Here is a 13,746-nt window from a genome sequence, read left to right as displayed (position 1 = left end):
CGATTCTTCAATAAAGAAGGTCGCTTTTTCTTATTCAGTAACCTGCCCTTCGTAGAACGGGACTAACAATCAGTGGGGGATGAAGAAAACCCCAACTGATTGAAGTTTCACTTTATTCGTATATCTCACATTTCACCTCAAAGGGTGTGAAATGTGAGTTCTTAGGAGTCTGCAATGCAGGCTCTTTTGTTTTTGCCTTAAAGAAATAGAGTGACAATTCTTCAATTTGATTGAAATGAACCGATAAATAGACTAGTGATAAATTAGGTGAACACTCGTTCATTCAAATATTTTGTAAAAGTATCGACTTCAGAATCTTGTAAATAGATACTATTTCCAGACATCATTACAAAAAATGAGTAGAAAGAGGCCATGCAATGCGTAATTTTTTTAGGAATTTTAAGACTAGGTTATTCTTTTTCTTTGCTGTTATTTTAATCATACCGGCTTTAATTGTGGGATCATTAGCTTATTTATCGGCTAACAAGGCACTTCAAGAAAATATTATGAAGAGTGCTGCTGAGAATATTAATCTATTGGATTCAATCATCGATAGTACCATCAATCCAAAAATACATGATGTAACTTCTTTTTCAGAATCCGTTACGTCCAGTTTATTTGAGGGGAAAAGCAGCCCGAAATTAAGAGAACAATTTACTCAATATACTAACTTACATCCGGAAGTTTTAAGTATTTATATTGGGAAAAAAGATGGATTGTTTATTCAGGAACCACAACTAACGACGGCCTCGGATTATGATCCTCGAGAAAGAGATTGGTATAAAGATGCCATAGAACGTAAAGGGGAAGTTCTTATTACCGAGCCATATATGGATGCTGGCACAAATGATCCGATAGTAACCGTTGCTAAGGAGCTAAAAGATGGTTCCGGAGTTGCGGCAATCGACATTAAAATCACCTATTTACAAAAGTTAACGAATGAAGTCAAAATCGGGAAAGAAGGATATGTGTTTCTGCTAGATGGGAATAGACATTATATCGCTCACCCTACTGAAGAAAGTGGATCAGAAGTAAAAGAAAGTTTCTTTGATACCATGTATAAAAATGAAACAGGTACTTTTGAATATCAATTCGACGGTCATGACAAACAAATGGCCTATACCACTAATAAAGCGACAGGTTGGAAACTGGGCGGTGCGATGTTTGTATCAGAGGTGGATGATTCAGCTTCGCCAATTTTTAAATCTACCTTAACCGTTTTAATGATTGCGATTATTATAGGAGCAGTAGTTGTTTATTTTGTCGTGCAATCGATTATCAAACCCATTAAAAAATTAAAGGAAAGAGCGATAACTGTAAGTAAAGGGGATTTGACGGAGCAGATTGAAGTAAAGTCCAATGATGAAATAGGGCAATTAGGAAATGCCTTTAATGATATGCAGGAAAGCCTTCGAACCCTCATTCAAAAAGTCGAGCTTAGTTCAGAACAGCTTGCTGCATCGGCAGAAGAATTAACAGCAAATGCGGAACAAACCGGGGCTGCTACCGAACAAGTCGCCATTTCGATTCAAGAAGTCTCAAGCAGTGCAGAGAAACAAACAAGTGGCGTGGATCGAAATGCCGAATCCTTGAATGAGCTTACGCAAGGAATAGCAAATATTGCCGAAAGCTCATCCAATGTTGCCGAACTGTCCTTACAAACAACCATGCAAGCGGAGGAAGGCGGAAAGGCTGTTCAAAATACGAAGGAACAAATGAATTCGATTCATCAATCGGTTACGGAATCAAACGCAATGATAGAATCCTTGTATGAACGCTCTCAAGAAATTTCGTCCATTTTGGATGTAATTACAGAAATTGCGGATCAGACAAATCTTCTTTCTTTAAATGCAGCTATTGAATCAGCGAGAGCCGGGGAACATGGCAAAGGATTTGCAGTAGTAGCTGATGAAGTGAAGAAGCTTGCTAATCAATCTCAAAGCTCTGCGAAACAAATATCTGACTTAATCCAAGATATTCAAATGGATACATTGGATTCGGTTCACAAGATGGCTCAGGTTACAAATGATGTAGGAAATGGATTAACGATATCAGACGAAGCTTTTGAGAAATTCGAAGTCATTTTAAATAGTATGAAAGAAATAACTCCCCAAATGGAGGAAGTTTCTGCTACGGCAGAGCAGATGTCAGCTGGAATTCAAGAGGTTACCTCAACAGCCAATGAACTTGCCTTCATAGCAAAAGGAAATGCGGCAACATCAGAAGAAGTAGCTGCCTCAACAGAGGAACAGCTAGCTTCCATGGAAGAGATCTCAGCTTCTGCGAAGTCACTATCTTATATGGCTGAGGAGTTAAAAGAGTTAATAGCGGTGTTTAAGTATTAAATGGAATTAGTAGGACCAATGACGATTTTTCTAACGTGTTAATGAGTCCATTGAAAAAGAAAAACGATTTCTACATCGTGTAGGAATCGTTTTTTTCTTTCTATTAGTCTCTGTTATCGTTTATTGTTGACTTTACGACCCAATAATCCACGCCTATCTCTTTCTACTGTGTAGACAACTAACCAGTGTCTACACTAAACCTGTCAGATCGCCACAAGATCCGTTAGAAGAAGTCAGAGAAAAATGGAGGCCGATTCGGAATAAGCGCTTCAAGCTGCTCAATACACGTTTCACTGCCTGCAATTAACCCCGCTAAAACGAGTTCACGAGGGCGTTGATAGCCGAATAATACAGCTGTTAACGTATTAATGGATAAACGAATCCCAGCATCCGTATCATGGGCGTTCAGGATTTTCCCTGCATGTAGCTGAACCGACTTTTGATTATCTAACAACAAATCGTCCTCGATATGCAAAACAACGCCTTGCCTAAGACGATTCCACTGGAAATCATATTGGGCTAAAAAGGAATCTACATCAACAATTCGAGCCATGAAGTAAGGGGTCAGCTCGGCTTTGATTCGCGGTTCTTTTAGCATAAAATGCAGCGGATCTCGTTCAAAAATTGTCATTTCAACTTGCTCGACCATAGAATCATGCTGGCAAATAAAGTTCCAAAGACTTATTCTGGCATTGCTAGTAAGTGCGATAAATTCCGTTACAGTCATTTTCCTACTATGGACACTATATATGAAATACCCGCTAGCATTATTGTTATCATCATAATAAACTGCAATGAACTGATCTCCATATACATTCTTTTGCCACCATGATGTTTCCCTAACAAGCATGCCGTTAAATTGTTTGGCGTATTGTTCGTAAACACTTTCTATTACAGCAGAATGATCCTCATCCTCTTTCTTTAGTCGCTTTATCGTACCACTAGGGTGATGTTTCATAATAAGGTCAGATTTATTCAATATGTATTTCATCCGGTTAGTGAATAGCTCCCAGCCGAATTTTCGATAAAAGGGAACAGAAAAAGGGTGAAGGAAGGAAACACTCATGCCTTGGTTCTTGATTTGAAATAAAGCCTCTTTTAACAGTTCCTTTACGAAACCTTTGCGACGATATTCTGGATATGTAGCCACGCCGGCGATCCCACCCATTTTCAGCTGATTCTTCCCTAGATAAATGGAAAAGGGCAGAAGATGCAATTTTGCAGCAAGCTGATCATTCTCGTTAATTCCATAAATTTGATGATGCTGTTTCATCGTTTCGATTCGGTCTTCTATTTGACCCTCCGCTATTTGAAATTGAAAAGCATACTCTGAAAGTTTCAGTGCTTCTTTAAATTGGTTTTCGTTGACTTTGAAAACTGTCACTTTTAAAACCCCCATCATAGTATTTTCTATACCTTCAGAATAACATGAACAGTTTAAGTCTAAAAATAAAATCCTTTAACTTACTAAAATAATGGATTAAATAAACGATATAAGTAAAGGAGCTGGTTCTTCCAGTCCTTTTTGTATGAAGGACATGGGGACGGGGCTTCACGACTTACTAAAATAGTCAATCTACTTATCAGGTATACGTAGTTTATCGGAAAGCATCCAAAATTCTGGTTCCGCACCGCCACCATTATGATTAGGCGAGTGTAGCATGCTAAATGATATATTCTTCATAGTAACTGGTGGCGTTTTAACGTCATTCAGTTTTTTTTACAGCTGATGAGATACTCAAAAAGGAGAAAAAATATGAAAATCAAAAGTAAATTAATTCTTATTCTATTAATACTTGTATCATCTATTATAACAGTCGGGGGAATCTCTAGTTCGATTACGAATCGAACAATAGAGAAAAATGAAGAAATTAGAAATAAAATGGAGATGCAAAAGACGATCATACATATCCAATATCGGATAACAGGTATGTCAAATGATGAACGGGCATTTCTGTTATCGGGAGAGAATGATTATTACGAAGGTATGAAGGTGAAGGCAGAAGATATCGAGAAGAAAATAAAAAAGTTAACGGGTTTGGATACTGATCAAAAGTATCAGCAATCAATCGAGAATTTAGCAAAAAGTTTCACTCAATACTGGACACTGAATCAGAAAGTCATCCAGTCTTATGCGCATCATGCACAAGCAGCAAAAGAAACCCATTTTGGTGAAGAAAGAACGCTAAGGAAAAACATATTAGACCCATCGATTAATCAATATGTCGATCAATTAGAAACAGAAGTTGCTTATCTAACCGAAGAATATGATAGCACTTCACAAATCGGCAAAAGGGTTATTTTAGTGATTACAATTCTTTCATCCGTTGCTGGGTCTACACTGGGAATTATCCTATTAGTTTCGATTATAAAACCATTAACGATCTTAAATGAACAGATGCGAGACATTGCTCAAGGTGAAGCAGATTTAACAAAGGTGATCAGGATCAAAAATAAAGATGAGTTCGGTGAGTTTGCCGCAACATTTAATCAATTTATTGCATCACTTCGCGAAATCATTCAACAAATTGGCAGGTCTTCTGAGCAAGTGGCCGCTTCATCTCATGAGTTCACTGCCAATGCAGAAGAATCCAAAGCTACATCAGAAATCGTTTCGACTGCGATGCAGGAAATCTCAGATAGTGGCAATCATCAATCGAGTATGACTGAAAAAGGTTTGGGCTCCGTTAAATCAGCCCTTTTAGGAATTGAAACGATTAGTTCGAATACGAATGCGGTAGCAGAAGCATCATTAGTCATGAAAAAACAAGCAGAAAATGGTTCTCAGTCGATACAGCAGGTAGGTGAACAAATGGAAAATATTCATGTATCTGTTGATTTAGCAGATGAAGGCGTTCACTCACTTGCAAATCGTGCTCTGGAAATTAACAATTTCACCTCGATCATTAATGACATTGCCAATCAAACGAACTTGCTTGCGTTAAATGCTGCTATTGAAGCTGCAAGGGCAGGTGAGTCTGGTAAAGGATTTGCAGTGGTTGCACAGGAGGTACGAAAGCTAGCTGAACAATCCAATGACTCAGCGAATCAAATTAATGAGGTTGTTCAAAGTATTCAGCAGGAAACTAGCGAAACGGTTACTAATATAAAGATCGTCAAAGAAAATGTTTTATCGGGCTTGGAATTATCCACTGAAGCTAAAAGCCAATTTAAAGAGATCATTGACTTCATTGATCAAGTGTCTTCGCAAATTCAAGAAATTGCATCGGCTTCACAACAGTTAAGTTCTGGCTTTGGGATTGTTTCACGTTCGATCGAAGAAATTTCTAATGCAACAAAGGAATCCGCAGGCCATACAGATGAAATTGCACAAGCGACAGAAGAGCAGTTAGCGGCGATGGAGGAAATCTTAGTTGCTGCATTATCTTTATCCTCTTTATCCGAAGAACTCCAGGAGCTGACCTCGAGATTTAAAGTATAATCTCACGTTTCATCTAGTTTGTTAATCATTCTGTTTAAAATCTGTTGACTCTAACGCTACGTAATACCTTATAGTCAAAATCAGAGGGAGGGAAAACAAATGATGAAAGTAAAAGAGGTAGCTGATTTAGTTGGAATTAGTGTGCGCACACTCCATCATTATGATGAAATCGGATTATTATCCCCAAATGCGATAACAGAATCGGGGTATCGATTGTATTCCAATGATAATCTAGAAACACTGCAGCAAATTTTGTTTTTCAAAGAGCTCGACCTCCCTTTAAAGAAAATTAAAGAAATTATCAAAAGTCCCACGTTTAATCAAGAAGAGGCACTTTTCATGCATCGGAAACTGTTGCTCGAGAAGCGAAATCGGCTGGATGTGATGATCAGGACGATTGATAAAACGATTTCTTATACAAAAGGAGAAATTCAAATGTCTAATCAAGAAAAGTTCGAAGGCTTTGATTTTAGTCAAAATCCGTATGAACAAGAAGCGCGTGAACGTTGGGGCGATGAAGCCATTGATCAATCCAAGGCGAAAGTAGGGGAAATGTCAAAAGATGAACAAGCAGCGATGGGGGAAAAAATGAACGAAATCTATCGCAATCTGGCTGCACTTAGACATGAATCACCAGCATCACCAGAGTCACAAGCAACCATTAAAAGATGGTATGATTTTCTAAACAAAATGGGCAACTACTCGCTTGAAGCTTTCAAAGGACTTGGCCAGATGTATGTTGATGATGAGCGGTTCACAAAAAATATCGACCAATTTGGCGCAGGCTTAGCCGCATTCATGCGTGATGCCATGGCTGTTTATGCAGATACGAATCAATAATAAACTGAATGGGATGTCCTAAAAGGGTCTGACCTCGCACTCTATTACACAGTATATAGTGCGAGGTCAGACCCTTCGTTATGGAACACCCCCACTATGCGACATCCACTTTTAATCTGCTCCTAAAAGAAATTATTTGATATTCCTTATCCATTTATTCATTGTGTAAATTCCTTTTCTTACCGATGATAATCATTGGTGAGAAGGTCCAAAATATAAAGGATGGTGAAAGTCATCAAATTGGTTGTGTAGGGGGAAAAAAATGGCGACGAGACAATCGGTAGAAAATTGCCTGCAGCAATGTGAGGAGGTTCTTCGCATTGCTTCTGACGAGTACACACAAGGTGCAAAGCAAGAGCATTATAATAATGAGTCGTATATAGAAGCTCAAGGTTTACTACAGACTGCGGCTAATGAGATTGAAACTCTTGTTGCTAGTGGAAACCTTCAGCAAAGAGAGCAATTGAAGCTCATGAGAAATCAAATTCAACAAATGCAGCACAATATGATTGTGTTGAATCACTAAAATATGAGACAAGGTTGACTCTAAACTAAAGAGGGGTGGCTCAAAAGAAAGGGGTCAGACCCTATGAGACACTCCCTCTTTAGTCAGCTTTTAGCGTGGTTCATGAAGATCCCAAGCTAATTTTAATGAGTCGACAATATAATCGGCAACCTCGGAAGCTTCAAGATTATCCGTTTCTACCTTCGAATTATGAAGCGAATAAATCGGTTTTCTAGAATTGAAAAGCTCTTCAATTTCTTCAATCGAACGCCCTTGTAATACCGGACGGCTATCGATGATCAGGCTGATTCTTTCCTTCCACGACTCCCAAGAGAGGTCTAGATAAATGACAATGCAATGTTCTAAACAAACTTTTCGTATCTCTTCTTGTAAAAAAGCCCCTCCACCTACAGAGATGATTTTCAGCCTTTGTTTACTGAATGCGCTGATTACACTTTTCTCCTTTTCACGAAATGCCTTTTCGCCAATATTTTTGAAAATTTCAGAAGTTGCCATATTGTATTCTTTTTCAATTTCTTGATCGATATCAACAAAATCTCGATACAATTTCTTGGCGACCATTTCACCAATCGTTGTTTTACCGACACCCATAAATCCAATCAACACAATGCTTTTTTCTCTAAGTCTACTATCGTTATAATTCATTCCGCTGGCCTCATTTCAACTATTCCTTTTTTTAGTTCATTGTTCGACAAAAACTACATGTCACTATTGTAAAGGATTTGTTTAATGGATAACACTGTATTTTTGGAATGTTGAATAATTTTAATGTGTTGTTAGGAGGTAAGTGATTTCCTATATATTGAAGAACGAAGGAGCAAACTTAGCTGAATTAACGGCCAATTTTGTAAATATCCTCCCACCTAAAAAAGTATTGCGCCTCCCGAAGAAAACCTCTAAACTAGGATAGTTGTTGAAATATATATAGAAATCAGGTGCATAATGATGCCGCGTGCTTTATGGGTTTTAATTATCGGCATGACTCTGAATGTGACTGCTTCTTCGTTTTTATGGCCTTTAAATACAATCTATCTTCATGACCATTTAGGAAAAACGCTATCGATGGCAGGGCTTGTGTTGCTTGCGAATGCCCTTGCAAGTGTTGTCGGCAATCTATGTGGTGGTGGCTTGTTTGATAAACTTGGCGGATACCGGACTGCTAGTCTTGGCGTGATTATTACGCTATTGTCTTCAGTTGGGATGGCGTGGAATCATGAATTTCTGCCATACGTGATCTTTTTAACGATTTCAGGATTTGGGACAGGTATCGTGTTTCCGGCTATTTTCGCAATGGCTGGTACTGTTTGGAAGGAAGGCGGCAGAAAATCGTATAATGCGGTCTACGTTGCCCAAAACTTAGGTGTTGCAGTAGGCTCAGCTCTTGGCGGTGTGATTGCTTCTTATTCGTTTGAATATGTGTTTCTTGCCAATACAGTGATGTACGTCTTATTTTTCTTTGTTGCTTTGGTTGGATTTAGAGGGATTCAAGGGGATGCAGCGGCACAAGCGTCCATCCTTCAGGAAAAACAATCGACTACACGTTCTAATAAAATGCTCATTCCATTACTTGTTTTATGTATTGGTTATTTCTTGTGTTGGATTGGCTATGTTCAATGGATGTCAACAATCGCTGCATATACACAGGAAATAGGGATTTCACTTAAGCAGTATAGCTTGCTATGGACAGTCAATGGTGCGTTTATCGTTCTGGCTCAACCACTATTGGCACTTGTTATTAAATGGTTTGCGAAAACTTTGAAAATCCAGCTAATCGTCGGTATGGTCATTTTCATTCTCTCGTTTGCAGTGGCCGCGACGTCAAGTAGCTTTGCTGGATTTATGACGGCTATGGTGATCTTAACGATTGGTGAAATGTTCGTTTGGCCCGCGGTCCCAGCTGTGGCAGGAGAGATTGCGACAAAAGGGAAAGTGGGTCTTTATCAAGGAATCGTCAATAGTACGGCTACAGGTGGGCGAATGATTGGACCGCTACTAGGAGGATTTCTAGTTGATACAAGAGGAATGAATATGATGTTCGCTGTATTAACAATTTTTGTTGTATTAGGCATCGGAACTGTCTTCATTTTCGATAAAATGCAAAAGAGAGTAAACATAGGTAAAAGTATTGCCTATCCGGTAAAATAAGGAACTCTTTCCAATTGTCGTGCATATATAAAGAAAAACATGATCAGAATAGGAAAGAGCCCTTGCTTTTCCTGTGAAAATTCACTAGAATGACTATATAACTAAATATTCTAATATAGACAGTGATAAGGAGTAGTACCGATTAGAACCTGTGTAGAGAGTTGACGGATGGTGCAAGTCAACCAGGAGTGATCGCGAACTCGCCTTTTGAGTTTCAGGCATGAAGGATTAGTAATTCCTGACGTTCATCCACGTTACGGATCTTTGAGCGGGGCGATGGTTATTAAAGTCGTCAATTTGGGTGGTACCGCGGGTTGATTATATACATAATCCTCTCGTCCCTTTTTATAGGGATGAGGGGTTTTTTTATGGATTTTTATTATGAAATTAAAGACCGATGACGGTTTTTCTTAAAATTGAGGAGGAAACTAAGATGAGTTATAAACATAGGTCGATTGAGAAGAAATGGCAACAGTTTTGGGAAGAAAATAAAACGTTTAAAACGGGTGAAGAATCCGGTAAACGGAAATTTTACTCGCTTGATATGTTCCCGTATCCATCTGGGGCAGGACTTCACGTTGGTCACCCAGAAGGCTATACAGCGAGCGATATTTTGGCGCGGATGAAACGGATGCAAGGTTATAATGTGCTTCATCCAATCGGTTGGGATGCTTTTGGACTTCCAGCAGAGCAGTATGCACTTGATACAGGAAATGACCCAGCAGAATTCACGCAGCATAACATCAATACATTCCGTCGCCAAATTAAAGCATTAGGTTTTTCTTATGATTGGGATCGTGAAATTGATACAACAGATCCAGACTATTATAAATGGACACAATGGATTTTCACGAAGCTTTTTGAAAAAGGCTTGGCGTACATTGATGAAGTAGCGGTGAACTGGTGTCCAGCGCTTGGCACGGTATTGGCGAATGAAGAAGTCATTGACGGATTAAGTGAACGTGGAGGACATCCAGTTGAGCGCCGTCCGATGAGGCAATGGGTGTTAAAAATCACTGCCTATGCTGACCGTTTACTTGATGATCTTGAAACAGTCGATTGGCCAGAAAATATTAAAGATATGCAACGTAACTGGATCGGCCGTTCTGAAGGTGCTGAAGTGACATTCAATATTGAAGGTCATGATGATACGTTTACAGTCTTCACGACTCGTCCGGATACACTTTTCGGTGCGACCTATGCGGTGTTATCACCGGAGCATCCGTTTGTTGAAAAAATTACAACGCCTGAGCAAAAAGCTGCAGTTGAACAATATATCTCAGAAGTGAAAAATAAAACCGATCTTGAACGTACTGAGTTAGCAAAAGACAAAACAGGTGCCTTTACAGGTGCTTATGCCATTAACCCAGTTAATGGTGAAGAAATGCCAATCTGGATTGCAGATTATGTATTAATGAGCTATGGAACAGGTGCTATTATGGCAGTGCCGGCTCATGATGAGCGTGACTATGAATTCGCAGTTAAATTCGACTTGCCAATTAAAGCAGTGGTAGCGGGCGGAGACGTGACGGAAGAAGCGTACACTGGCGATGGTCTGCATGTGAATTCTGAATTCCTAGACGGCTTGAATAAAGAAGACGGTATTTCTACAATGATTAAGTGGTTGGAGGAAAAAGAAATCGGTACGAAGAAAGTAACATTCCGTCTTCGCGACTGGTTATTCAGCCGTCAACGTTACTGGGGAGAACCGATTCCGATCATCCATTGGGAAGATGGTACAACAGAAGCAGTTAAAGAATCTGAGCTTCCTGTTCTTTTACCGAAAACGACAGACATTAAGCCATCCGGTACAGGTGAATCGCCACTTGCTAACATCCATGATTGGGTGAATGTAATAGATGAAAATGGCAGAAAAGGGCGTCGTGAGACAAACACAATGCCACAATGGGCAGGTAGCAGCTGGTACTTCCTACGTTATATCGATCCGAACAATACAGAAGCGATTGCTGATCCGGAAAAGTTAAAAGAATGGATGCCAGTCGATATGTATATCGGTGGAGCTGAGCATGCGGTCCTTCACTTATTGTATGCTCGATTCTGGCATAAATTCTTGTATGACATTGGCGTTGTTCCAACATCTGAACCATTCCAAAACCTTTTCAACCAAGGAATGATTCTTGGCGAGAATAATGAAAAAATGAGTAAATCAAAAGGAAACGTAGTAAACCCAGATGATATCGTGGATAGCCATGGTGCCGATACTCTACGTCTATATGAAATGTTTATGGGACCTTTGGAATCATCGATTGCTTGGTCTGAAAATGGACTTGATGGCGCCCGCCGTTTCCTTGACCGTGTTTGGCGTTTGCTTGTTAATGATGACGACACAATCACCAACAAAATTGTCGATACAGATGACAGCGGCAAGCTTGAGAAAGTGTATCATCAAACGGTGAAGAAAGTTACAGAAAACTACGAGACTTTGAAATTCAACACAGCTATTTCACAATTAATGGTCTTCATCAATGATGCATACAAAGCGGACACACTTCCGAGACCGTATATTGAAGGCTTCGTGAAAATGTTATCACCGGTAGCACCACATATCGCAGAAGAACTTTGGGCAAGACTCGGGGCTGTAGAAACAGTCACATACGAAACGTGGCCTGCTTATGACGAAGCAAAAATGATCGACAATGAAGTCGAAATCGTGATCCAAATTAACGGCAAAGTAAAAGCAAAACTAATGGTGCCAACAGATACAACGAAAGAAAAACTGGAAGAAATCGCTATGGGCGACGACGCAATTAAAGAACAAATCGACGGCAAAACCGTTCGTAAAGTCATTGCAGTACCAGGTAAACTAGTTAATATCGTTGCAAATTAAGTAAAAAAACTGACTCACTTTAAAGACTGTATTTAGTCTTAGTGAGTCAGTTTTTTTGTTTCGTGAACGCTTGAAAAGAGAAAAGCATTCCGTCATATATGTACGAAATACTTTTTAATAATGTCCTTAATTTCTTAAAAGAGTGAAATATCTTAAACAGTATGAAGGCTATCGTCTGATAGCTTTCGTTTAGGATATAAGATGATAGTTGTTTTCTCGTTTCTTAAAATTGACAAGACTATTCAATCGGCATCCAAACTTCAATCACATCCTCTGTGGCTCCGGGTGGATAAATATACTTCTCAAAGTTTGGCAAAAATCTAAATTGGACATCTGATCTCTCATGCAAGGCTTGGAATGTGGGTTTGATTTGTGGAATGCCACCCTCCACTGTAGCAACAATATAGCGTCCCGCCTCTATTTTCACTTTTTCCCTCTCAGAACCTTCTGCTAAATCTTGAATGCCTGCAAGATAGTGGAGTTTCCCTTGACTATCAAAATCTACGCAGACACCATAAAACGTTTCAACAGAAATGTTCTCGGTCGCTAATGTCGCATTCAACTTGTCCCATATTTGTGGGATTTCAGCCGTAGAACCGACATACTTATAGCCTGTTACAGAAAACTCTTCAATCGTTTCAATTCTTGTTTTCATATCAAACCCCTCCTTATTCCTTATGAAACTTTCCAATCACTGTGATATACTTCACATTTTAATATATAAAAAGTCTAATTCAATGATTAAAGCATTGTCAAAGATTCTTAAAGCAAATCTTTTGTGATCCTTTCTTTGTCAATATTTTAGGTCATAATACACGATTCATTAAGAAATACTAGTGATCAAAGGGCATATAGAACGTTAAGGTCTTCTTTTCATCCACATAAACCTTTGATCGAAAAGGAGGATATCAATGAGTAAAGGAAAAGTATTGATTGTTGAAGATGAGAGCAAAATTGCCCGTCTCATTCAATTAGAACTCGAGTATGAAGGATATGAAACAGGAACTGCGTATACAGGGTTAGATGGGTTCAACATGTTTCAACAAGGACAATGGGATCTTCTTTTATTAGATGTAATGTTACCTGAATTAAATGGACTTGAAGTATTAAGGCGCATTCGAGCATCCGATGATAAAACTCCCATTATTATCTTAACGGCACGTGATGCACTGCCTGATAAAGTAAGCGGATTAGATTTAGGTGCCAACGATTACATTACAAAGCCGTTTGAAATTGAAGAATTACTTGCACGTATTCGCGTCTGGCTGCGTCATCCAACAGTTCCAGAAGAAATACTCCAATCTTCTCTTAAAATTGGCGATTTAACGATCGACCCAAAAACACGTGAAGTACGCCGAGAGAATCAATCGATTGAGTTAACGCCTAAAGAATATGATTTACTTATGTATTTAATGGAAAATCAGAATCAAGTCTTAACGTTTGACCAATTATTAACGAATGTATGGGGATATGATTACTTCGGTGATTCAAATGTTGTCTATGTATACATTCGGTATTTACGAAAAAAGATTGACACACCATTTGAAACTCCTTATATTCACACAGTTCGTGGTGTTGGATATATGTTAAAGGAATAATA

At 39.0% G+C, this 13,746-nt stretch carries 10 protein-coding genes and 1 other annotated feature; of the genes, 7 read left to right on the top strand and 3 right to left on the bottom strand.

Annotation, left to right across the window (positions count from 1 at the left end; genetic code table 11):
* The first annotated feature begins 377 nt into the window (after positions 1-377).
* Positions 378-2,345, top strand: a complete 1,968-nt coding sequence (locus tag AC1MGI_RS01240) for a methyl-accepting chemotaxis protein (RefSeq protein WP_480347942.1) — start codon at positions 378-380, stop codon at positions 2,343-2,345.
* Positions 2,346-2,568: 223 nt separating this feature from the next.
* Here the strand turns inward: AC1MGI_RS01240 and AC1MGI_RS01235 are convergent, their stop codons facing one another.
* On the bottom strand, positions 2,569-3,729 hold the full coding sequence (locus AC1MGI_RS01235) for a GNAT family N-acetyltransferase (RefSeq protein ID WP_480347941.1): 1,161 nt from the start codon (positions 3,727-3,729) through the stop codon (positions 2,569-2,571).
* Positions 3,730-4,101: 372 nt separating this feature from the next.
* On the opposite strand from AC1MGI_RS01235, the gene AC1MGI_RS01230 reads away from it, so the two are divergent.
* From AC1MGI_RS01230 to AC1MGI_RS01220, 3 genes are all read left to right on the top strand, one after another.
* On the top strand, positions 4,102-5,787 hold the full coding sequence (locus AC1MGI_RS01230) for a methyl-accepting chemotaxis protein (RefSeq protein WP_480347939.1): 1,686 nt from the start codon (positions 4,102-4,104) through the stop codon (positions 5,785-5,787).
* Between the two features lie 102 nt (positions 5,788-5,889).
* Entirely contained in the window at positions 5,890-6,627 is a 738-nt protein-coding gene (locus AC1MGI_RS01225) for a MerR family transcriptional regulator (RefSeq protein ID WP_480349668.1), read from the top strand.
* 262 nt (positions 6,628-6,889) lie between these two features.
* Entirely contained in the window at positions 6,890-7,153 is a 264-nt protein-coding gene (locus tag AC1MGI_RS01220; RefSeq protein WP_062175834.1) for a DUF2524 family protein, read from the top strand.
* 90 nt (positions 7,154-7,243) lie between these two features.
* On the opposite strand, the gene AC1MGI_RS01215 is transcribed toward AC1MGI_RS01220, so the two are convergent.
* A complete protein-coding gene (locus AC1MGI_RS01215) occupies positions 7,244-7,798 on the bottom strand; it encodes a shikimate kinase (protein ID WP_480347938.1) in 555 nt (184 codons plus the stop codon).
* Between the two features lie 300 nt (positions 7,799-8,098).
* On the opposite strand from AC1MGI_RS01215, the gene AC1MGI_RS01210 reads away from it, so the two are divergent.
* Both AC1MGI_RS01210 and leuS read left to right on the top strand, forming a co-directional pair.
* Positions 8,099-9,298: an MDR family MFS transporter gene (locus AC1MGI_RS01210; RefSeq protein WP_480349667.1), complete on the top strand. Its 1,200-nt coding sequence runs from the start codon at positions 8,099-8,101 to the stop codon at positions 9,296-9,298.
* A gap of 113 nt (positions 9,299-9,411) precedes the next feature.
* Positions 9,412-9,644: a binding site (T-box leader), on the top strand.
* 87 nt (positions 9,645-9,731) lie between these two features.
* On the top strand, positions 9,732-12,146 hold the full coding sequence (gene leuS / locus AC1MGI_RS01205) for a leucine--tRNA ligase (protein WP_480347936.1): 2,415 nt from the start codon (positions 9,732-9,734) through the stop codon (positions 12,144-12,146).
* A 238-nt stretch (positions 12,147-12,384) separates the two neighbouring features.
* Here leuS and AC1MGI_RS01200 read toward each other — a convergent pair whose 3' ends face one another.
* The gene (locus AC1MGI_RS01200; protein WP_480347934.1) at positions 12,385-12,801 is read right to left on the bottom strand and encodes a GyrI-like domain-containing protein; all 417 of its coding nucleotides are present in this window, start codon (positions 12,799-12,801) and stop codon (positions 12,385-12,387) included.
* A gap of 256 nt (positions 12,802-13,057) precedes the next feature.
* Between AC1MGI_RS01200 and AC1MGI_RS01195 the strand changes: the two genes are divergently transcribed.
* Entirely contained in the window at positions 13,058-13,744 is a 687-nt protein-coding gene (locus AC1MGI_RS01195; protein ID WP_480347932.1) for a response regulator transcription factor, read from the top strand.
* Positions 13,745-13,746: the final 2 nt, after the last annotated feature.

This window comes from Peribacillus sp. BM1 (assembly GCF_056679975.1).
This window is presented reverse-complemented; position numbering and strand designations above follow the sequence as displayed.